At 63.5% G+C, this 21,555-nt stretch carries 19 protein-coding genes; 9 read left to right on the top strand and 10 right to left on the bottom strand.

Annotated elements, in window-relative coordinates; genetic code table 11:
* Nucleotides 1–101 precede the first annotated feature (101 nt).
* Nucleotides 102–581, top strand: coding sequence for a GNAT family N-acetyltransferase (locus tag ACPZMI_RS13895; protein WP_197893443.1), 480 nt, complete (start codon nucleotides 102–104; stop codon nucleotides 579–581).
* 532 nt (nucleotides 582–1,113) lie between these two features.
* Here ACPZMI_RS13895 and ACPZMI_RS13890 read toward each other — a convergent pair.
* On the bottom strand, nucleotides 1,114–1,641 hold the full coding sequence (locus ACPZMI_RS13890; RefSeq protein ID WP_426352449.1) for an MgtC/SapB family protein: 528 nt from the start codon (nucleotides 1,639–1,641) through the stop codon (nucleotides 1,114–1,116).
* A 147-nt stretch (nucleotides 1,642–1,788) separates the two neighbouring features.
* On the opposite strand from ACPZMI_RS13890, the gene ACPZMI_RS13885 reads away from it, so the two are divergent.
* The 4 genes from ACPZMI_RS13885 (at nucleotide 1,789) to ACPZMI_RS13870 (ending at nucleotide 6,753) form a co-directional block, all read left to right on the top strand.
* Complete coding sequence (locus ACPZMI_RS13885) at nucleotides 1,789–2,028, top strand: DUF3203 family protein (protein ID WP_186707834.1); 240 nt, start codon at nucleotides 1,789–1,791, stop codon at nucleotides 2,026–2,028.
* Nucleotides 2,029–2,149: 121 nt separating this feature from the next.
* Nucleotides 2,150–3,556, top strand: a complete 1,407-nt coding sequence (gene ccoG, locus ACPZMI_RS13880) for a cytochrome c oxidase accessory protein CcoG (protein WP_426352448.1) — start codon at nucleotides 2,150–2,152, stop codon at nucleotides 3,554–3,556.
* A gap of 50 nt (nucleotides 3,557–3,606) precedes the next feature.
* Entirely contained in the window at nucleotides 3,607–5,016 is a 1,410-nt protein-coding gene (gene mapR, locus ACPZMI_RS13875) for a GntR family transcriptional regulator MpaR (protein WP_186663959.1), read from the top strand.
* 48 nt (nucleotides 5,017–5,064) lie between these two features.
* Nucleotides 5,065–6,753: a PAS domain-containing sensor histidine kinase gene (locus ACPZMI_RS13870; RefSeq protein WP_426352447.1), complete on the top strand. Its 1,689-nt coding sequence runs from the start codon at nucleotides 5,065–5,067 to the stop codon at nucleotides 6,751–6,753.
* A 3-nt stretch (nucleotides 6,754–6,756) separates the two neighbouring features.
* Here the strand turns inward: ACPZMI_RS13870 and ACPZMI_RS13865 are convergent, their stop codons facing one another.
* The 4 genes from ACPZMI_RS13865 to ACPZMI_RS13850 all read right to left on the bottom strand — a co-directional run bounded on the left by ACPZMI_RS13865 (nucleotide 6,757) and on the right by ACPZMI_RS13850 (nucleotide 10,829).
* A complete protein-coding gene (locus ACPZMI_RS13865; protein WP_186663955.1) occupies nucleotides 6,757–7,503 on the bottom strand; it encodes an SDR family oxidoreductase in 747 nt (248 codons plus the stop codon).
* A 93-nt stretch (nucleotides 7,504–7,596) separates the two neighbouring features.
* Nucleotides 7,597–9,132, bottom strand: a complete 1,536-nt coding sequence (locus tag ACPZMI_RS13860; protein WP_054891541.1) for a DHA2 family efflux MFS transporter permease subunit — start codon at nucleotides 9,130–9,132, stop codon at nucleotides 7,597–7,599.
* Nucleotides 9,129–10,325, bottom strand: a complete 1,197-nt coding sequence (locus tag ACPZMI_RS13855) for an HlyD family secretion protein (RefSeq protein WP_426352446.1) — start codon at nucleotides 10,323–10,325, stop codon at nucleotides 9,129–9,131. Before ACPZMI_RS13855 ends, ACPZMI_RS13860 begins: the two co-directional genes overlap by 4 nt.
* A gap of 15 nt (nucleotides 10,326–10,340) precedes the next feature.
* Nucleotides 10,341–10,829, bottom strand: a complete 489-nt coding sequence (locus ACPZMI_RS13850) for a MarR family winged helix-turn-helix transcriptional regulator (protein ID WP_426352445.1) — start codon at nucleotides 10,827–10,829, stop codon at nucleotides 10,341–10,343.
* A gap of 227 nt (nucleotides 10,830–11,056) precedes the next feature.
* Here ACPZMI_RS13850 and ACPZMI_RS13845 point away from each other — a divergent pair, with 227 nt between their 5' ends.
* Nucleotides 11,057–12,055: a FecR family protein gene (locus ACPZMI_RS13845; RefSeq protein WP_186663949.1), complete on the top strand. Its 999-nt coding sequence runs from the start codon at nucleotides 11,057–11,059 to the stop codon at nucleotides 12,053–12,055.
* A gap of 108 nt (nucleotides 12,056–12,163) precedes the next feature.
* On the opposite strand, the gene ACPZMI_RS13840 is transcribed toward ACPZMI_RS13845, so the two are convergent.
* Nucleotides 12,164–13,501: an OprD family porin gene (locus ACPZMI_RS13840; RefSeq protein WP_426352444.1), complete on the bottom strand. Its 1,338-nt coding sequence runs from the start codon at nucleotides 13,499–13,501 to the stop codon at nucleotides 12,164–12,166.
* Between the two features lie 224 nt (nucleotides 13,502–13,725).
* On the opposite strand from ACPZMI_RS13840, the gene ACPZMI_RS13835 reads away from it, so the two are divergent.
* Nucleotides 13,726–14,049: a DUF2790 domain-containing protein gene (locus tag ACPZMI_RS13835; protein ID WP_426352443.1), complete on the top strand. Its 324-nt coding sequence runs from the start codon at nucleotides 13,726–13,728 to the stop codon at nucleotides 14,047–14,049.
* A gap of 15 nt (nucleotides 14,050–14,064) precedes the next feature.
* Here ACPZMI_RS13835 and ACPZMI_RS13830 read toward each other — a convergent pair whose 3' ends face one another.
* Both ACPZMI_RS13830 and ACPZMI_RS13825 read right to left on the bottom strand, forming a co-directional pair.
* On the bottom strand, nucleotides 14,065–15,225 hold the full coding sequence (locus ACPZMI_RS13830; RefSeq protein WP_426352442.1) for a GGDEF domain-containing protein: 1,161 nt from the start codon (nucleotides 15,223–15,225) through the stop codon (nucleotides 14,065–14,067).
* A gap of 81 nt (nucleotides 15,226–15,306) precedes the next feature.
* Nucleotides 15,307–16,191 (bottom strand): LysR substrate-binding domain-containing protein, encoded by an 885-nt coding sequence (locus tag ACPZMI_RS13825; protein ID WP_186663942.1) that lies wholly within the window; start codon nucleotides 16,189–16,191, stop codon nucleotides 15,307–15,309.
* Nucleotides 16,192–16,294: 103 nt separating this feature from the next.
* Between ACPZMI_RS13825 and ACPZMI_RS13820 the strand changes: the two genes are divergently transcribed.
* Nucleotides 16,295–17,245: a DMT family transporter gene (locus ACPZMI_RS13820; RefSeq protein WP_426352441.1), complete on the top strand. Its 951-nt coding sequence runs from the start codon at nucleotides 16,295–16,297 to the stop codon at nucleotides 17,243–17,245.
* Nucleotides 17,246–17,371: 126 nt separating this feature from the next.
* Here ACPZMI_RS13820 and katG read toward each other — a convergent pair whose 3' ends face one another.
* Nucleotides 17,372–19,621 carry a catalase/peroxidase HPI gene (katG, locus tag ACPZMI_RS13815; RefSeq protein ID WP_426352440.1) on the bottom strand — a complete coding sequence of 750 codons (2,250 nt, stop codon included), beginning with the start codon at nucleotides 19,619–19,621 and terminating at the stop codon, nucleotides 17,372–17,374.
* Between the two features lie 350 nt (nucleotides 19,622–19,971).
* Here katG and ACPZMI_RS13810 point away from each other — a divergent pair, with 350 nt between their 5' ends.
* Nucleotides 19,972–20,457, top strand: coding sequence for a hypothetical protein (locus ACPZMI_RS13810; protein ID WP_426352439.1), 486 nt, complete (start codon nucleotides 19,972–19,974; stop codon nucleotides 20,455–20,457).
* Between the two features lie 147 nt (nucleotides 20,458–20,604).
* Here the strand turns inward: ACPZMI_RS13810 and ACPZMI_RS13805 are convergent, their stop codons facing one another.
* Complete coding sequence (locus ACPZMI_RS13805; protein ID WP_186663930.1) at nucleotides 20,605–21,483, bottom strand: DMT family transporter; 879 nt, start codon at nucleotides 21,481–21,483, stop codon at nucleotides 20,605–20,607.
* Between the last annotated feature and the right edge of the window lie 72 nt (nucleotides 21,484–21,555).

Here is a 21,555-nt window from a genome sequence, read left to right as displayed (position 1 = left end):
CATTGAAGGCGAGGCCGCGCACCATGTCAAGCTTGCTTTACATCTCGGCAAGCCGGCCCAGGCCCATTACCATGGTGCCCGCCAACCACAAGGAAGCCTTCATGAGTCTGACCATTCGCCCTGCCCGTCGCGCCGACGCCGCCAAGATCCTAGACTTCATCACCGAGCTTGCCGACTACGAGCGCGCCCGCCACGAAGTGGTAGCGACCCTGGCTGATATCGAGCACAGCCTGTTCGATGAAGGCAGCACCGTGCACAGCCTGATGTGCGAGCGCGACGGCACGGCCATCGGCTTTGCCGTGTACTTCTATAGCTACTCAACCTGGCTGGGCCGCAACGGCATTTACCTCGAAGACCTGTACATCACCCCCGAACAACGCGGCGGCGGTGCTGGTCGCCAGGTACTGCGGCACATCGCTCGCGAGGCCGTAGCCAGAGGGTGCGGGCGCCTGGAATGGAGCGTACTGGACTGGAATGAACCGGCTATCGGTTTTTACCAGGCGCTGGGCGCAGAAGCGCAAGATGAATGGGTACGTTATCGCCTGGATGGCGAGCGCCTGAAGGCATTCGCACAGGGGTAAGCCGCGCCCGACCACACGACTGTGTCAAAAGTGTTACCCGGCCCCGTCCACCCAGCAAAAAGTCGGGTAACACGGAAACAATTCGAGAGATTTTCAGGTCGTGAAAAATCGCCTCAAATCTCTAAGCCATTGATTTTAATGGATATTGAAAAGTTGGCACGGCATCTGCTTTATCTCTGGCACAACAAAAATAAAAAAACGTGACACCCCAATAAAAACAACATGCACCGGCTCTGACATAACAAGAACAACACGGCAGAGGCGCAGCAAGCAGATTTTTTTGGAGTAGACACGCGTTCCAGGGGTTCGTCCCCGCGACCTGACGCAGAACAACAAAACTACCTTGAGGTAGCGACTGTCAGGATCGGATCAGCAATGATGAAGGCAGGTCAGCGCCCAAAAAAATACGTTTGCTCTTGGCCCCGGATAGGGGCCCGGTTACACCGAAACAGGCTGACAAAAACAACAACAGGCCGGTTTTCAATAATAAAAAGAGCAGGCAACAACGCTTTGAGGGGAGCTTCGGCTCCCCTCAGTGCTTTGTGTTTTCCTCATTCTTCGCCTCACCACCCTCCCCCTCGACCTTCTCCACCAGCACCGGCATGCTGCTCAACACCAGCAACGCCAGCACCGTGCTGACCAACGCCGTCGCCTCGCGCCCCATGCCCGCCGCCGTGCCGATCGCCGCCGTCATCCACAGGCCTGCCGCCGTCGTCAGCCCCTTGACGTGATTGGTGTCCTGGGCATGGCCCTTGAGAATGGTGCCCGCGCCGAGAAAACCGATCCCGGCGACGATCCCCTGTATCACCCGGCTCAGCGCCTGTGCATCGGCACCGGCCATGCTCGGTGCCAGCACGAACAGGGCTGCACCCATGGACACCAGCATGTGTGTCCGCACCCCGGCCGACTTGCCCTTGTGCTCGCGCTCGAAACCCAACACCGCGCCAAGCACCGCCGCCATCAGCAGACGCACGAGAATCCGCGTCACCTCGCCTTCATCGGTGATGTCGGTGAACTCTACCCGTATCGCTTGCCAGACATTCTGCCACCAGGAATCCATGGGCTTCTCCACACCAGCGCCTCGTAGCGTCTTGAGAGGTGGACCGCGACAGTTGCCCGGAGTGCGGCGGCATCCGCCCGGCGGAACGATGCAGCAACCCGATGACCGCTGTGGTCCCACCAGTAACCACCTGCGGAGGGTCCCGCCATGCCGGTAGAAATCGACGAAAGCAACCAACGCTGCACACTGATCGGCGACACATTGCGCATCGAAGGCCTGGGGCCGGAGATCGAGATCTTCACCGATGAGCACTTGCGCATGTCGGTGGCGGTGCTTGCTGGAGAACGCATACCGATCACCGAAGCCGAAGCCGACGCCCTGACCGTGATCGGTGCGGTGGATAGTCGCAGACATCTCAAGAGCAGTGCCCCAGGCTCTGTAATCTGAGGCCTGCAAGGGATCTCTCGGTCATCTGATATGGTTTTTATCGCTCTACCTGAGCCTGTGCTGTAAACAGATCGGGGGCCATAGTGCCCGGGCCTGATCGAGGCCTGATGAGCGAACCACCATGAGCGAGAGAATCCCCTTCCGAATCATCCAGATCGAGCCTGCGGCCAACACCCCCAAGCGCCAAGCAATCGGGCGCATCCACACCCGCAGCTTCACAGGCCTGTACCGCAATCTGCGAATCGGCTTCGCCGGCCTGCTGTTCGTATTGTTCTTCGGCACGGCCTGGCTGAACTGGAACGGCCGCCAGGCCGTGCTCTGGGACCTTGCCGACAGCAAGTTCCATATCTTTGCAGCGACCTTCTGGCCGCAAGACTTCATCCTGTTGTCGGCACTGCTGATCATCTGCGCGTTCGGCTTGTTCGCCATCACCGTCTTCGCCGGGCGGGTGTGGTGCGGCTACAGTTGCCCGCAGAGCGTCTGGACCTGGCTGTTCATGTGGTGCGAAAAAGTCACCGAAGGCGACCGCAACCAGCGCATCCGCCTGGCCGCCGCGCCCTGGAGCCTCGACAAGCTCGTCCGCCGCAGCCTCAAGCACGGGTTGTGGCTGGCCATCGGCGTGATCACCGGCCTCACCTTCGTCGGCTACTTCACCCCCATCCGCCCGCTGGCCCAGGAGTTACTGACCCTGCAACTGGGCGGCGTCGCGTTGTTCTGGGTGGTTTTCTTCACTGCCGCCACCTACCTGAACGCCGGTTGGCTGCGCGAAGCGGTGTGCATGCACATGTGCCCCTATGCGCGCTTTCAGAGCGTGATGTTCGACAAGGACACCCTGGCCGTGGCCTACGATCCACGTCGTGGTGAAACCCGTGGCCCACGCAAGAAAGGCAGCGATCGCCAGGCACAGCACCTGGGCGACTGCATCGACTGCACCCTGTGCGTGCAGGTCTGCCCCACCGGCATCGACATCCGCGACGGCCTGCAGATGGCCTGTATCGGCTGCGCCGCGTGCATCGACGCCTGCGACGGGGTCATGGACAAGATGGGCTACCCCCGCGGGCTGATCGGCTACAAGTCCGAACACAACCTGCAAGGCGGCCGCACCCACTGGCTGAGACCGCGCCTGCTGGGTTACGCCACGGCCTTGGTGGTCATGATCGGTGCCTTGGTGATTGCCTTGCAGATGCGCCCCATGGTGTCGCTGGACGTCATCAAGGACCGCGGCCTGTTCCGCGAGAACGCCCAGGGCCAGATCGAGAACATCTACCTGCTAAAGATCATCAACAAGACCCAGCAGCCCCAGCACTATCAACTGCGTCTGGTCGACGCCGAAGGCTTCGTGCTGCACGGCAAGCAAGCGGTGTTCATTCCCGCCGGAGAAATGAGCGAGCTGCCGGTATCGGTGGCGATGCTCGCCGATCGCCCGACGAGCAGCTCGGTAGACCTCACGTTCGAAGTACAGGACAGCGACCAGCCGCAGGTGTATAGCCGTGCACGCAGCCGTTTCGTCGCGCCACTGAACCGCTGATCCCTTACACTGCCTTCAACCTTGCCTGCCAGGCCGAAAAAAGCACAACGATGAAACGTTACGAACGATTCGCCGACGATATCGCCGAACTGATCCGCTCCGGGGTGCTTGGCCCCGGACAGCGTGTACCCTCGGTACGCTACGCCAGCCAGACCCACGGGGTCAGCCCCTCCACGGTGTTCCAGGCCTACTACCTGCTCGAGCGCCGCGGGCTGATTCGTGCCCGGCCGCGTTCGGGTTACTTCGTCAATACCCACGCACCTCGCCAGTTCAGCGAACCACAGGCACAGGCACCGGTCAGTGAATCCACCGATGTCGACGTCAGTGCCCTGGTGTTTTCCATCCTTGATTCGATCAAGGACCCCCATACCGTCCCCTTCGGCTCGGCCTTCCCCAGCCCCACCCTGTTCCCGCTGCAGCGCCTGGCCCGCTCGCTGGCCAGCGCCAGCCGCGCCATGGACCCACGCGTGGTGGTCACCGACCTGTCACCGGGCAACCCGCAGTTGCGCCGCCAGATCGCCCTGCGCTACATGGTTGGCGGCCTGATGCTGCCGATGGAAGAGCTGCTGATCACCAATGGCGCGCTGGAGGCCCTCAACCTGTGCCTGCAGGCCGTCACGGAGCCTGGCGACCTGGTTGCCATCGAGGCCCCGGCCTTCTATGTGTGCCTGCAGGTACTCGAACGCCTGAAGCTCAAGGCCGTGGAAATTCCCGTGCACCCACGTGAAGGCATGGACCTGGGGGTACTGGCACAAACCCTGGAGAAGCACCCGGTCAAGGCCGTATGGTCGATGACCAACTTCCAGAACCCGGTCGGTGCGAGCATGCCCGAGGCGAAAAAGCAGGCACTGGTCGAACTCTTGCACCGCCACCAGGTGCCACTGATCGAGGACGACGTCTACGCCGAGCTGTATTACGCCCAGCAAGCGCCCAAGCCGGCCAAGGCCTTCGACCGCGACGGGCTGGTAATGCACTGCGGCTCGTTCTCCAAGAGCCTGGCGCCCGGCTACCGAGTGGGCTGGGTCGCCGCCGGGCGTTTTGCACAGAAGATCGAGCGGCTCAAGCTGATGACATCGCTGTGCGCCTCGATGCCGGCCCAGGCCGCCATCGCCGACTACCTGCAACATGGCGGCTACGACCGCCACCTGCGCAAGCTGCGCTATGCCCTGGAAGGCCAGCAGGCCAGCATGCTCGCCGCCATCGCCCGCCACTTCCCGGCGCAGACACGGGTCAGCCAGCCCGCCGGCGGCTACTTCCTGTGGCTGGAACTGCCCGAGCAGATGGATGCGCTCAAGCTCTTCCACATGGCCCTGGCACAAGGCATCAGCATCGCACCAGGGCCTATCTTCTCGCCGACCCGGCGCTTCGGCAACTGCATCAGGCTGAACTACGGCAGCCCGTGGAACGACGCCACGGAGACTGCGATGGAGACACTGGGGCGTATCGTACGCTCGTTTTGAAGGATCAGCCGCTATAGTGAGGCTAATCTGCCCAAGGATGAGCATGCGATGGACGATCCCACCCAACTGCGCCAACAGATCCTGGCCTTGCAGCAGCGCAACGGCGAGCTGGAAAACAGGCTGGCGCAGCAAGCCGAAATGTCGCCCTCGGACATCGTCCTGATGCGCCGGGTGCACGAGCAACTGGAGCAGCGCTTCGACCAGACCCTGGCCGAACGCCGGCTGTTCATCGAGCTGGTCGATCACAGCCTGGCCAATGTCTTCGTCATCGCTCCGGACCTGCGCCTGCAAGCGATCAACCGTACCGCCCGCCAGACATTCCAACGCCTACATGGCTTCTGCCCGAGGATTGGCGATCGCATCGACGAGTCACTCGCAGGCCTGGAACAACCGCTCCACTGCCTGCTGCCGCTGGTTACCCGAGCGCTGGCGGGTGAAACCCTGATCGAGAGCGTCGCCTTCGACGGGCCACCCTATCGGCGCCACTACGAGCTACGGATCACCCCGCTACGCAGCGACGACAACCCACTACTGTGCGCCTGTCTGTTCGCCTACGACATCACCGAGCGCACGCTCGAACAGGAGCGCCTGTACGAAGCCGAGCAGGCGTTGCGCCAGGCGCAGAAAATGGAAGCGGTTGGCCAGCTCACCGGCGGCATCGCCCACGACTTCAATAACCTGCTGGGCGGCATTTTCGGTGCTCTGGAGCTCGCCAAGCCACGCTTGGGCGGGCCGCATAACGATGAGGTGAGCCGCCTGTTCGACATCATCGAACAAAATGCATCCAAGGCCGCGTCATTGGTGCAGCGTCTGCTGGCCTTCTCGCGCCGACAGACACTGCTGCCCCGCGCCACCGACATCCAGCAACTGGTCGGCGACATGCTTGCGCTGCTGCAGAGCTCGCTGCGCTCGGACATCCAGCTCATCGACCGCACAGCCTCACAGTTGTGGCCAACCTGCATCGACCCCTCGCAACTGGAAAGCGCGCTGCTGAACCTGTGCCTCAACGCCCGCGATGCCATGCCCCACGGTGGCACCCTGCAGATCCATTGCGAAAACCTGGAGATGGCCCCGGCGCAAGCGCAGCGCCTGGGGCTCGCTGCGGGCCAATACCTGCACTTGCGTGTCGAGGACGACGGCCAGGGCATGCCTGCGGATGTCGCGCAACGGGCCATCGAACCCTTCTACACCACCAAGCCACTGGGCCAGGGCACCGGCCTGGGGCTGTCCATGGTGTACGGATTCGTGCGTCAGTCAGGTGGGCAGATGCACCTCGATTCGATCCCGGGCAGCGGCACCTGCGTCCACCTTTACCTACCCAGGGCTGAAACCCTGCAAGCCCACGAACCGCAGCGCCTGTCGCCCCCGCCAACTGCGCAGTCGATCCTGCTGGTCGAAGATCAAGCGGCGATGAGGCTGGTCATCAGCGAGCTGTTGAGCGAGGCAGGTTATGACGTACACGCCTTTGCCAGCCCCGATCGAGCGCTTGCCGCCCTGCGCAAGGGGCTGCGCCCGCACCTGCTGGTCGGTGGCACCGCCTTGTCGGACAGCCCGAAGGGCCAGCAACTGATAGAAATGAATGTGGCCTTGACGCCTGGCTGCACGACCTTGCTCATCAACGGCTATGCCACGCAAACACAGGCAGCCCATGACGGTCTGCCCGCGAACACCGAAGTCATTTCCAACCCGTTCGAGTTGAAAACACTGCTCGAACGGGTGACGAAGATCCTGGCTTGAGGCTCAGCGCCCGCCCCCCAGATCAAGGAAACTGCCGGTGGAATAGGACGCCTTGTCCGACAGCAACCAGAGGATAGCCTCCGCCACCTCCTCCGGCTGCCCGCCACGTCCCATGGGCAGGCCAGGTTCGAGCTTGCTGACCCGCTGGGCATCACCGCTCAGGGCGTGAAAGTCGGTATGGATGTAGCCAGGACGCACGCCGTTGACCCGCACACCCTCGCCCGCCACTTCCTTGGCGAGCCCAAGGGTGAAGGTATCCAGCGCGCCCTTGGAGGCGGCATAGTCTACGTACTCGTTGGGCGAACCCAGGCGTGCAGCCACCGACGACACGTTGACGATCGCACCACCCTGCCCGCCATGGCGGCGCGACATGCGCAGCAAGGCATGCTTGGCGCAGAGCATCGGGCCGACCACGTTGGTTTTCATCAGCTTGAGCAGGCGGAACTCGGACATCTCGTCGACCCGGCTTTGGGTCGCGATGGTCCCGGCGTTATTGACCAATGCCGTGACAGGGCCGAGCTCCTGGTCGATCCGCTGGAACACCTGGATCACCTCATCCTCGACGCTGGCATCGGCTCGCACGGCGATGGCCTGGGCGCCCAGCGCCCGAACCTCGTCCAGGATGCGTTCGGCAGCGTGATCGTCGGCGTGGTAATTGATGCAGATGCGATAGCCCTGTTGCGCCGCCAACCGCGCGGTCGCGGCACCGATACCGCGGCTGGCGCCAGTGATGAGAATGACCTTGTCCATGAAACTGCCACTGTCGAGGGAATAGACCTACAAGGTTAGGGGAAAAGCCCCGATCGCGGCAACGGCTGCACGCAGCCGTGCCGCAAGTACACCTCAGTGCCCCGCCGAAGCCGGCCCTGCCTTGGCCGTGAAGGGCGGGCGAGCCAGCCACACCAGCAAAATCAAGGCGCCGAACACCCAGGTCAGCAAGGTGAAGTAGTCCACCGTCGACATCATGTAGGCCTGGCTGTTGAGGATCTGCTCAAGCTGCGCATAGCTCTGCGGACTCGCCCCACCGAGTTGCTCGAGGGTGTGACGCGTTGCCGGGTCGTACTGACTGATGTGCTCGCTCAGGTAGGCATGGTGCTGGTCGGCCCGGCGGATCCAGATCCAGGTGGTCAGCGAGGCGGCGAAACTGCCGCCCAGTGTCCGCAGGAACGTGGCCAGGCCCGAGCCGTCGGCAATCTGATGCGGCGGCAGGTCCGAGAGCAGGATGGTCAGGGTCGGCATGAAGAACAGCGCCACCCCGATCCCCATGAACAACTGCACCAGGGCGATGTGCAGGAAGTCGACCTCGCTGGTGAAGCCCGCACGCATGTAGCAGCTTGCACCAATGGCCAGGAAGGCGATCCCTGCCAGCAGGCGCAGGTCGAAGCGATGCGCATACTTGCCGACGAAGGGCGACATGATCACCGGCAGCAGGCCGATCGGTGCTACCGCAAGCCCCGCCCAGGTCGCCGTATAGCCCATCTGCGTCTGCAGCCACTGGGGCAGGATCAGGTTGATGCCGAAAAAGCCCGCATACCCGCCCACCAACACCAGGGTGCCGATGCGGAAATTACGGTGCACGAACAGCCGCAGGTTCACCACCGGGTGCCGATCGGTGAGCTCCCAGATCACGAAGATGGCCAGGAACACCGCGGAAATCAGGCTACCCACCACGATGAACGAGGACTCGAACCAATCCAGGTCGTTACCCTTGTCGAGCACCACCTGCAACGCGCCGACACCGACGATCAGCGTCAGCAGGCCGATGTAATCCATGGGCTGGCGGCTGGTGGTCACTGGACGTGTGCGCATCTGCTGGCGCACCACGGCGGCCGCGAACAGACCGATCGGTACGTTGATGAAGAAAATCCACGGCCAGCTGTAGCTGTCGGTTATCCAGCCGCCGAGGATGGGCCCGGCAATCGGCGCCACCACCGTCACCATTGCCAGCAACGCCAGGGCCATCCCCCGTTTGGCAGGCGGGTAGACAGCAATCAGCAAGGTCTGGGTCATCGGGTACAACGGGCCGGCAACAACGCCCTGGAGCACGCGAAAGCCCACAAGCTCGGGCATCGACTGGGCGATACCACAGAGGAACGACGCCAGCACGAACAGCAAGGTGGCCCAGATGAACAGCTTGACCTCGCCAAAGCGGCGGCTCAGCCAGCCCGTCAGCGGCAGGGCAATGGCATTGCTTACCGCAAACGAGGTGATGACCCAGGTGCCCTGCTCGTAGCTCACCCCCAGATTGCCGGAAATGGTTGGCAACGCCACGTTGGCGATGGTGGTGTCGAGCACCTGCATGAAGGTCGCCAGCGACAACCCGATGGTGGTCAGCAGCAGGCTCGGCGGGGTGAACTGGGCGGATGCGCCGTTGCTCATCGCTGCGCCGTCTTGCCACTGGCGGCGCTGTTGTCATGGATCAGCTGGGCGATCAGACGATCGGCCTCGGCCAGTTGGCGGTCATACACCTGGGTGGTGTAGCTGGCCTGCTGCGGTGGCTGTTGGGCCAGGGCCGGGCCACTCTGGTCGTGCAGGTCGACCTCGACCACGGTGGACAGGCCGATGCGCAGCGGATGATCCTTGAGCTGCTCGGGGTTCAGGTGCACGCGCACCGGCACACGCTGGACGATCTTGATCCAGTTGCCCGTGGCATTCTGCGCGGGCAGCAGAGCGAAGGCACTGCCGGTGCCGGCGCCCAGGCTGTCGACCGTCCCGCTGTACTTGACTTCGCTGCCGTACAGGTCTGCGGTGATCTCCACCGGCTGGCCGATACGCATGTCACGCAGTTGGGTTTCCTTGAAGTTGGCGTCGATCCAGACCTGGTCGAGCGGAATCACCGCCATGGTCGCGGTGCCTGGTTGCAGGCGCTGCCCCAATTGCACGGTGCGCTTGGCGACGTAGCCGGTCACCGGCGCCACCAACGTCGTGCGAGCGTTGTCCAGGTAGGCCTGGCGCAGGTCGGAAGCGGCCGCCATCACCTCCGGGTGCGACGACACCACGGTGTCGTCGATCAGCGCAGTGCTGGTGTTGAGTTGCTGGCGGGCGTTGTCCAGGGCGCTCTGCGCGGCGGTCAGGTCGTCGCGTGAGTGCGACAGTTCTTCTGCAGCGATCGCCCCGCTGTCAGCCAGGACCTTACGGCGGTCGTAGTTCTCGCGGGCCTTCTTCAGTTCGGCCTGGCGCGTCTGCACCTGAGCCTTGAGCGCATCGACGTTGCTGTACAAGCCGCGCACCTGGCGCACCGTGCGCGCAAGCTTGGCCTCGCTGGCCTGCAGGGCCACCTCGCTGTCACTGGGGTCGAAGCGCAACAGCACCTGGCCGGCATGCACCAGGTCGCCATCGTCGGCGCCGATGCTGGTGACGGTTCCCGTCACCAGCGGCGTGATCTCCACCACATTACCGTTGACGTAGGCATCGTCGGTGCTTTCGTGCCAGCGCCCGATCAACGTGTACCAGGCCCAGCTGGCAGCGCCGGCCAATATCAATACCAGCAGCAGGGCCAGCAGCCAGGTCTTGCGCTTGCGCGTGGCGTCGGGCGCTTCAGCGGGAGTGGGTGCATCCGAGGGTGTGGCCATGAGAGTACCTTTGAATCAAGTCGGATCAGGGGTGCGATCGCCGAAACGGGCAATCGTCAACGGGTCGCTGGCGGCCAAGAGAATCTTTGCCAGCAGCGTCTCGAGGATCTTGAGCTCGTCGGGTTCGAGCGAACCGACCAGCTCGTTCATCGCCATTGCCCCGATCTCCGGCAGGCGGTCAGCCAAGCGTTGACCGTCTTCGGTCAGCACCAGCCGCACCTGGCGACGGTCGTCGGGGCAGCGGTTGCGCAGGATCAGGCCCTTCTGCTCGAGGCGGTCGAGCATGCGCGTCATCGAACCGCTGTCCAGCCCCAGGCAGCGGCACAGCTCGGCCGGGGTATCCACCTGGTACTGGGTCACGATGATCAGCACCTTGAACTGCGCAGCGGTAACGCCATCAGCTTCCAGGTGCCAGTCGAGAATGCGGTCCTTCAATAACGAGGCGCGGCCGAGCAACATGCCAATGGCGCAGGTCTGGAAATTTTCCGGGGTGAAATGGGCCATCGGCATCGCTCAACAAAGATGTTAGAAAATATTACTGCCTAGGCAGTTAATGTCAAAGCTTTTATTAGCAGGCTATCTAAGTCATTGTTCCGCCAGCCCTCTCGGTTGTCTCCATGCGCTTGCGCCGGAAAACCGACGAAAAAAATCGCAACTGATAGTCATTCGCCATTATCTCGGTTCTCGCGGAGCCCTTCTGGAAGGTAGAATGCGCAAAACCGGGAGCCGCAATGAACCAAGACCGCTTCACCCCCCTCGACGACGATGCCATCACCGATGCCGCTGCGCATTGGTGCATGCGCCTGCACGCCGAGGACTGCTCGGCCGACGAGCGTGAGGCGTTTGCTCAGTGGCTGGCCGCCGACACCCGGCATGCCGAGGAATACCAGGCGATGCTGGAGATCTGGCAGACCGCCGACATGCTGCCGCGTGCCGCCAACGTGATCGAACTGCCTGCGGCCAGACCCCGCCAACGCAACTGGCGCCCACTGGCCTCAGCCGCGGTGATCACCCTGCTCGCCCTACCCCTGGCCGGCTGGATTGGCTGGGAGCAAGGCTGGCTACCCAATCGCTACCAGCATTTCGACAGCGACCAGCAGGTGCGTACAGTGCAATTGCACGACGGCAGCCAGGTCGAACTCAACCTGAACAGCGAGCTGCGCTACCTCAACTACAAGGACCGGCGCCAGGTCGACCTGATCCAGGGCGAAGCCTTCTTCAAGGTGACCCACGACAGCGAGCACCCCTTCATCGTGCGCGCCGGTCACGGCCAGACGCGGGTCACCGGCACGCAGTTCAACGTGTGGAAGTACGAAGACCAGGTCAAGGTGACGCTGGTCGAAGGCTCAGTGCTGGTTTCCAGCAATGGTGGCGAAGGCGGCTACCGCCTCGGCCCCGGCATGCAGGCCAGCTACCGCATCGGTGACTTCGAGCCGCAACTGGCACAGAGCGACGACTATGCCAACAGCCTGGCCTGGCGCAGCGGTCGCCTGGTACTCGACAACCTCAGCCTCTCCCAGGCATTGCCGGTGATCAACCGCTACCTGGACAAACCCCTGCTGCTGGCCGACAGCAGTGTCGGTAACATCCGCATCAGCGGCATCTACGACACCCGTGAGGTCAGCCGCCTGGTGGACAACCTGCCCAAGGTCCTGCCGATCTACCTGACCCGTAACGACAACGGCAGCACGGTCATCAATCGCATCCTGCCGTCCGCCGACAAAGGGTGATGTGCGCTGCCGAAATGGCAGGCGTAAAAAAGGCGCCTCATCGAGGCGCCAAGACATTCACCTGCAACCAAAGGAGCGCAAGGCTTCTGAAGGTGAATGGGCTCAAGCTCAAAGAATCGACAACGGATACTCGACGATCACCCGCACCTCATCCAGATCGGACTCGAACGCCGTCGCCCGGGTGGTCGCCTGGCGCACGCGCAGCGAGAGATCCTTGGCCGCGCCGGTCTGCACCACGTACTTGACCTCGATGTCGCGCTCCCAGCGCTTCTGGTCGGTCAGCGGATCGCCATTGCCGTCGCGACGCATGTAGTAGGCATTGGCGTTCGAGTAATCCGCATCACTGCCGCGCCCATAACGGGTCATGAACGACAGCCCGGGAATCCCGTACCCGGCCATGTTCAGGTCATAGCGCAGCATCCATGAGCGCTCCTTGGGCGAGTTGAAATCGCTGTACTGGATGGAGTTGTCGAGAAAGATCGAGTCGGACTGGCGCAGATAATCGAAATCGTCGTCGCCATTGTTGCGTTGGTGGGTCAACGCGAGGGTGTGGGCGCCGTAACGCACACCCATCTTGGCGCTCCAGATGTCGTTGTCGAAGGTGCCCAGGCGTTTGCGCCCTTCGTCCTTGGCGTTGTAGAAGTTGAAGCCACCGATCAGCGCCAGCTCATCGCTCAACGGCCAGGTAACGCTGGTACCGGCGTAGTACTGGTTCCACACATCCTTCAGGCGGCTGCCGAACAGGCTGACGCTGACCTGTTCGTTGACGGCATAGTCGCCGCCGCCATAGGCGATCCATGGCGAGTCCACGGGCCCACCATAGAAGGTCGCGAAAGACTCGCGCATGTCGCTGGACATCGGCTGGCTCATGGCATGCAGGCGCCCGGCCTGCAAGCTCAGCCCCGCCAGGCTGGTGTTTTCGACGGTCACGCCGCGAAAGCTCTGCGGCAACAGGCGCGAATCCCCTGCCGCGACCACCGGGTTGGCCGGAAACACATCGCCCACCCGCAGCACCGTGTCGAACACCCGCATCTTGGCCGCGCCGCCAAGCTTGCTGTATTCGTCGCGCGCCTGGCCGTCACGATCCACCGGCAGTACATCGAACGAGCTGCGCCCACCGTTGCGTCCACCTCCGCTGTCGAGCTTGAGCCCGAGCATGGCAAAGGCATCGACCCCTACCCCCACGGTTCCCTCGGTGAAGCCGGACTCGAAGCGGGTGATGACGGCATGCGCCCAGGCTTCGGAATAGCCATTGTCGGGCGCCTTGGCCCGGTTGTAGGTCGGCGCCACCCCGTCGCGGTTGTCACGGTTGAAGTAGAAGTTGCGGTTCAGCACGCTCAGGCGGCTGCCCTCTATGAACCCTTCCTTCGCAGCGTCCTCGGCCCACGCCGAAGGACCGGCCAGCGCCACCAGCGCGGCCAGGGAAAGTCCTGGTCGGTATCTCATGCGATGCTCCTTCGATAACGGCTGTTGTTCTTGTCAGGCCGTTGCGCAGGTGCGTTCGCGGCCAGCATCGATGCTCGCCGCAGATGGATAACGGGAAGGTGATCGGCACATTACAATCGCGTCATGCGTGCGGACCTTTCACAACTGTAAGGCTGTCGTCATGTCCCTGTTGGCTGCTGCTCGCTAGCGTGATCCGGAAACCACAGCCCTTCCGGAGACACCCCATGAAACGACTGAGCACAGCGATCGCCCTGCTCCTGCTGGCCTTCGGCGTCCAGACCACCGGCTTTTCCGCTCAGCGCAGCGAGCAGTTGCTGCAGGCCCACCAGCAAGCCGTGGCCGCCTACGCCATCAAGCGCGACAAACCCATGCCGGAGATCGTCGACTACCGCTACGGCATGCCACTGGATGTGGCGCGCCTGGTGCGCCAGTCGGGCGACCCGCGCACCTGCGAGGTGGTACCGCGCCTGATGACCTTCGAGGACAGCCAGGGCACCTTGCGTACCGTGCGTTATTCGGTGCAGTCCGAATGCATCAACAACAAGTGAAAACCCGACGCAGGCTCAATTGCCCGTCAAGGTCACGTCCACCAGGCGCATGCTGTCGCGTCCACTACGCTTGGACTGATACAGCGCGGCATCGCTCTGTTCGATCAGCGCCGTGAGGCTGGCCGGCGGCTGATCGAACAGGTTGGCACCGATGCTCAAGGTCACCGCCATCGGGGTGACGAAGGATTGTGCGGCGATGTCCTGGAAGCGCTCACGAAGTATCGCGCCCAGCACCTCGACTTCGTCGCGGCGCGCGTTGCCCAGCAGAATGACGAATTCATCGCCACCCAGTCGCGCGGCCAGGGCATTAGCCGGCAGCAGGCCGCGAATGGTTTCGCTCAGCGCCACCAGCAGCCGGTCACCCGCGGTGTGACCGTACAGGTCGTTGACCAGCTTGAAGTTGTCGATATCGATCAACAGCACGGCGCCAGGGCGCTCGTGGCTGGTCGCCCGCAGCAGCACCGGTGCGCGCACTTCCAGGGCGCGGCGGTTGAACAACGCCGTGAGCGGATCACGCGCGGCCAAAAGCGCGATACGCTCCTCACGACGGTAGCGCTCGGTGCCGGTCATCGACAGGGCGATCAGCATGATCGCCATCGCCCCTTCGATCAGCGAGATCTGGATGATTTCCCCGCGAAAGGCCGCAAGATCGAGCAAGGCTCCCGGAATCACCACGGTCAGGGCCTTGATCACGTAGAACAGCCCGTGGATCAGCATCACGTAGCGCAGTTGCACCGCCCCCACACTCAGCGACACACCGTGCGGACGCAGCAGAAAACTGGCCCGCAGCGACACCAGGGCCACCAGCAGCGAATTGACCACCAGCATGATCTTGGACCACGACGGCCCTTCCGGCAGCAGCAGCAGGCTCACCCACAGCAGCACGACCAGCAGCCAGCCCCGTGACAATCGCACTTCAGTGAAACGGGCAACGCCCAGCAGGAAGCAGAAATGCGCGAACACCAGCAGACCGTTGGCGAACCAGATACCAATCAGCAGGAAACCGTTCATGCGCAGCAGCGCGAGGGTGGAGCCAACGGTGATGGTGGCGAAACCGGCACTCCAGTAGAGCAACGACGACTCGCGCACACTGCGCCATTCGATCGTCAGGTAAAGCGCCGCCGCTGCCGCGAGGGCAACGGTCAGGGCCAGGAGGGTTGGGGGGTCGAGCGTCATTGACCGGCGTGCCTGTCTTGGAGTGCAAAAGCGGTGATTGTAAGCGCTCCCGGCAGGATTGCAGAGTGCTACCTCATCGGATTACTGCCCGGAAAGGAAGGTGACCAGTTGCCTGGCGTGGGAGCTGAGACCTTCCCAACTGCGAAAGCAGATGCGCAGCTCAAGGGTGGCCCAACGCTCCTCCAGTGCCACGCGGCGCACTGCGAGCTCCTGCTCGGCACGCACGGCAGCGATCTCCGGGACAATCGCCAGCCCGGCACGCTGGGCGACCAACTGGGCAATGGCCTCGAAACTGGGCGCACGCACGCGGATCTTCAGCGGCATGGCCAGGTTCATCGCCAACTCCTCGACGAATCGCTGCATGGCGCGCTCTGCCGGCAGGCAGACGAAGGCATGATCCAGCGCATCGATCAGCCGCAATTGCTCACGCCCGGCCAGCTCGTGATCGGCGGGCACCAGCAGCACCAGGCGCTCGGTGCGAAACGGCAGCGATACCAGGCCATCGTTGACCAGGTTGCCGTCGAACACGCCGATCTCGCACTCCCCGGCCAGCACCACGCGCAGTACATCGACACTCTTGTGCTCGACCAGCAGCAGGTCGACTTCGGGGTAGTCGGCCAGGAAAGGCCCGAGTACCGCTGGCAGCAAGGTGCTGTTGGTGACCGTCGAAGCCGCCAGGCGCAAGTTGATGCGCCGCTGGCCCGCCAGCTCCTTGAGCGTGTCCTGCAGTTTCTGCGCCTCGCCCAGCACCCCACGGGCCGACTCCAGCACCAGCCGCCCGGCAGGGGTCAACTGCATACCGTCGGCCTTGCGGGTGAACAGGGTCAGACCGCTACGCTCCTCGAACAGGCGCAAGCGCGTGCTTGCCGCCGACACCGCCACCGGAAAACCGGCTGCGGCCTTGCTCAGGCTACCGGTCGCAGCGATGGCAGCCAACAAGCGCAGGTCTTGAAGATCGAAGTGCATGGGGTTTCTCCAAAAGCGAACGCCATGTTCCAGAAAAAGCGATTCTAGCTTTCGGGCCTTCTATTCAGAATAAGCCTCTGACTTATTTTGTTGCGGATTCAGCATGAGCAGCCTGCGTACCTCTCTTGAACGACACCTGCAAAACGGCAGCCTCTATGCAGTCCTGGCCGCCCTGGGTTTCAGCTTCAAGGCGATCTTCGTCAAGCTTGCCTACGCTGCGGGGCCTGTGGATGCAGTGACCTTGCTGGCGCTGCGCATGGGCCTGTCGCTGCCGCTGTTCGCCTGGCTGGTGTGGGCCAGCCGTCGCCCGGCGAGCATCCCGCTGACCCTGGGCGACGGGTTTCGCGTGGCAGTGCTCGGCCTGTTGGGCTACTACCTGTCGAGCCTGTTCGATTTCTATGGTTTGCAGTTCATCAGCGCGGGGCTGGAGCGCCTGATCCTGTTCACCTACCCGACCCTGGTGCTGGTATTCCAGGCCATCGCGATGCGTGAGCGCCCTACCCCGCGCACCCTGCTGGCGATGGGCTTGTGCTACCTGGGGCTGGGCATCGCCTTCGTGCACGACCTGGGCGCCGCCGGCGGCGGGCACGCAGTGCTGGTGGGGTCGCTGTGGGTGTTCGCCAGCGCAGTGACCTACGCGCTGTATTACTCCGGTACCGGGATGATGCTCAAGCGCATGGGCTCGATGCGCATGGCCGGGCTGTGTGGTTCGGCATCGTCGCTGATGGTGCTGGCGCACTACTTGCTGGTGGCGGATGTCACCCAGTTGGCGCAATTGCCCGCTGCGGTGTGGGCCTATGCAGCGATGATGGCGCTGTTTTCCACGGTATTGCCGATCTACTGGGTAGCCCTGGCGATCCAGCGCCTGGGGCCGACGCACACTGCGGCGGTCGGCAACCTGGGGCCGGTGCTGACCATGCTGGCGTCCTGGGCCATCCTCAGCGAGGCGATCTCGGGGTATCAGATTGCCGGGCTGGTGCTGGTGTTGCTGGGGGTATCGCGGCTCAAGCCGGCCAAACCCAAGGTGGCCGAGGTGCAGAAGGCTGTCGCCTGAGTCTTGACCACTGCGGTGCTGTTTTCGCGGATAAACCACTCCCACAGGTCTCGGCAAACCTTCAAGGCTTGCGCAACACCTGAGGGAGCGGGTTTACCCGCGAAAAAGCGCCCCACGGTCCCGCTTCTACAAATCGAACCGATCCAGCTCCATCACCTTCACCCAGGCCGCCACGAAGTCCTTGACGAATTTCTCCTCGGCATCGCTGCTGCCGTACACCTCGCTCAACGCCCGCAACTGGGCGTGAGAACCAAACACCAGGTCGACCCGCGTGCCAGTCCATTTAACCTGCCCGGTCTTGCGATCACGGCCTTCGAAGGTCTCGTTGTCGGCCGAGGTCGGCTTCCATTCCACGCCCATGTCCAGCAGGTTGCGGAAGAAATCGTTGCTCAAGGTGCCAGGCTTGTCGGTGAACACCCCATGCTGGCTGCCGCCATGGTTGGCGCCCAACACCCGCAGGCCGCCGACCAGCACGGTCAGTTCCGGCGCGGTGAGGGTCAGCAACTGGGCCTTGTCCAGCAGCAGCTTCTCGGCCTTGACGCTGTACCTGGCCTTGGTGAAGTTGCGCAGGCCGTCGGCCAGCGGCTCCAGCACGGCGAACGACTCGACATCCGTCTGCGCCTGGGAGGCGTCGGTACGACCCGGCCGGAACGGCACGCTGACCGTGTGCCCAGCGTCCTTGGCAGCCTTCTCGACCGCAGCGGAGCCAGCCAGCACGATCAGGTCGGCCAGCGAAATCTTCTTGCCGCCGCTGTTGAACTCGCCCTGGATGTTCTCCAGCGCCTTGAGCACCTTGTCCAACTGCTGAGGCTGGTTGGCGGCCCAGGAACGCTGAGGCTCCAGGCGCAGACGCCCGCCGTTGGCTCCCCCGCGCTTGTCCGAGCCACGGAAGGTCGAGGCTGCCGCCCAGGCGGTGGACACCAGTTCGGCAACGCTCAGACCCGAGGCCAGCACCTTGGCCTTGAGCGCCGCGATGTCCTGCTCGCCGACCAGCGGGTGATCGACCTTGGGGATCGGGTCCTGCCAGAGCAGTTCTTCCTGTGGGTTTTCCGGGCCCAGATAACGGGCCAGCGGCCCCATGTCACGGTGGATCAGCTTGTACCAGGCACGGGCGAAGGCGTCGGCCAGTTGCTCGGGATGCTCCTTGAAACGCCGGGCGATCGGCTCGTAGATCGGGTCTAAGCGCAAGGCCAGGTCGGAGGTGAGCATCATCGGTGAATGGCGCTTGGTCGGGTCGTGGGCATCGGGCACGCTGTTGGCACCCTCGCCGTCCTTGGGACGCCATTGGTGGGCGCCCGCCGGGCTCTTGGTCAGTTCCCACTCGAAGTTGAACAGGTTGTTCAGGTATTCGTTGCTCCAGCGGGTCGGGGTCGAGGTCCAGGTCACTTCCAGGCCGCTGGTGATGGTATCGCCCCCCTTGCCAGTGCCGAACTTGTTGGCCCAACCCAGCCCTTGCAGCTCGAGCCCGGCGGCTTCAGGTTCGGCGCCGACGTTGTCCGCAGGGCCTGCACCGTGGGTCTTGCCGAAGGCGTGGCCGCCGGCGATCAGGGCCACGGTCTCTTCATCATTCATCGCCATGCGGCCGAAGGTCTCGCGAATATCCTTGCCCGAAGCGACCGGGTCAGGATTGCCCTCCGGGCCTTCGGGGTTCACGTAGATCAGGCCCATCTGCACGGCAGCCAGCGGGTTCTCCAGATTGCGTCCCGCAGGCTCGGTGCGGCTTTGCTCCTGCGCATGCTTGGCAGGCTCGGCCACCAGATCACCCTTGCCAGGTGGCTGGGCCTTGCCGTAGCGGGTGTCGCCACCCAGCCAGACCTTCTCCGAGCCCCAGTACACATCTTCGTCCGGCTCCCAGACATCAGCGCGGCCACCGGAGAAGCCGAAGGTCTTGAAGCCCATCGACTCCAGCGCGACATTGCCGGTGAGCACGATCAGGTCGGCCCAGGAAATCTTGTTGCCGTATTTCTGCTTGATCGGCCACAGCAGCCGCCGGGCCTTATCCAGGCTGACGTTGTCCGGCCAGCTGTTGAGCGGGGCGAAGCGCTGCTGGCCGGAGCCCGCGCCACCACGGCCGTCGGCGATGCGGTAGGTGCCTGCGCTGTGCCAGGCCATGCGGATGAACAACGGTCCATAGTGGCCGAAGTCCGCAGGCCACCAATCCTGGGAGTCGGTCATCAGCGCTGTGAGGTCTTTTTTCAGGGCTTGGAAATCAAGGCTCTTGAACGCCTTGGCATAGTCGAATGCCGGGTCCATCGGATCGGACTGGCTGCCATGCTGGTGGAGAATCCTGAGGTTGAGCTGGTCGGGCCACCAGTCACGGTTGGTGGTGCCGCCGCCTGCGGTTTGATGGAACGGGCATTTCGATTCGTTCGACATCTGCGGGTACCTTATGGGTCGGTTGTCCAGATTTCCGGTCTATGCCAGGTGTTCTGCAGCCCGAGCCGCAAGGCTCGGGCCTTCTCTTCATCAGGTGGTGGTCGGTCTGTTGCCGACGCGGGGCCGCGGCGCTGCACGCGCAAATCGGGAGGCCACGGGAAAGACTAGCCCAGCATGGGCAGAGGTCTAATAGAGCGACTATTGAAAGGCGATAGGCTGGGTCTGTCAGGCCGGGCTTTGGCAGCGCCGCCCATCGACATCGTCGATAGCGACCATGAATATCTTCAAGTTCCACCGCGAGAACCGGAGGCGGAAGATGGCTTCATTGAACCTTCGATGAGGCAACGATCATGGCATCGATCAGCAAAGGCGGCATGCTCGCCGCGATCCTGGCCCTGCTGGCCGCCCTGGGTGGCTGTGCCGCCTCGGCCACCTCGCAGGTGGCGCAACCCTACGGCCACTTCTATTCGGCCACCGATCTGTCCAGCGTGTCGCTGACACCGGGCCAGCATGTCGCCGTGCTGTTGGGCCGCAATGCCTGCGCCACCCTGGACTACCTGCAGCGCCATCGTGAAGCCCCGCCTTCAGTGCCTGGCGCCTCGCGTGCCGTGCAAGTGGCCACGCTCAACGGTGGCAGCCAGGCCTACAGCTGGCTGGCCCAGTCGCTGGCGCAGACCTTCGCCGAGGTCACCTTCTACGACGATCTGGATACCCTGCTCGCCGACCACCCCGACGTGATCGTGCTGCTCGATGCCCAGAGCCGCCTCGCCAGCGCCACCAGCCCAGACATCGAAACCCAGGTGGTCGCACGCTTCTACGATGACCAACTGACCTAGATCGGCCGCGCCGAAGGTCAGGCCCGTCAAGCGTTGCCCAGTGACATGACGAATCTTGCCCACCAGTTGCAGGTCGAGCAGAACGTGCAGGCCGATGCCCTGCGCAGCTTCGACGCCTCGCTCAAGGCGCTGGTCAACGGCTGACGGTCACTTGCGCCGCTGCATCCAGGCGGCGCCAAGGCCGCTCAAGCAGATGATGGCGATGCCCACGATGCTGGTGGTGTCCGGCACCTGGCCGAACACCACCAGGCCCAGCACCCCCGCAAAGACGATCTGGCAGTAACTGAACGGCGCCAGCAGCGCCGGCGCTGCGTGGCGGAAGGCCTTGGTCAGCAGCAGGTGAGCAGTCATGCCGCAACCGCCGAGCGCGAGCATCAGCAGCACGTGCTGCCATTGCGGCGTCTGCCAGAAAAACGGCACCAGCACACTCATGATCAGGGTGTTGCACAGCCCTGCGTAGAAATTGCTGGTGGTTGGGCTGTCGTGGGCGGCCAGAATCCGCGTCAGCAGCTGATAGAAGCAGAAGCCCAGGGCAGAACCGAAGGGAAACAGGATCGCCGGGGTGAACATCGCCCCGCCCGGATGCACCACCACCAGCACCCCGATGAAGCCCATCACCACCGCCAGCCACTGGCCCGGCGTGACCCGCTCCTTGAGCAGCGGAGCCGACAGCGCAGTGACCAGCACCGGGGCGAGAAAGTTGACCGACGTGGCCTCGGCCAGCGGCAAGTACTGAAGCCCCGCCGTGAACAGCAGGCTGGTGCTGAGCAGGCTCAAGGCACGCAAGGTCTGCAGCAACGGGCGTCGGGTGCGCAGCACGCTCAGCCCAGCCTGGGGCATGAAGATGCCGGCCATCAGCAGCGTATGCACCACATAGCGGGCCCAGACCACCATGATCACCGGGTAGATCCCACCGAGGAACTTCGACAGCCCGTCGTGGCTGGCGAACAGGAACGTCGCGGCCACCACCAGGGCGATGCCGCGCAAGGGGTGGTTGACGCCGGACAGCGGGGTACGGGTGGTCATGCGGATCTCTGGGTGAGGCGAACCCTGCGAGTTTAGAAGAGATGGGGCGTCGGGTGGCAAGTGTTTTTGCCA

Origin of the sequence: Pseudomonas wayambapalatensis (assembly GCF_049942315.1) — a bacterium.
In the GTDB taxonomy this organism is placed as follows: domain Bacteria; phylum Pseudomonadota; class Gammaproteobacteria; order Pseudomonadales; family Pseudomonadaceae; genus Aquipseudomonas; species Aquipseudomonas wayambapalatensis.
This window is presented reverse-complemented; position numbering and strand designations above follow the sequence as displayed.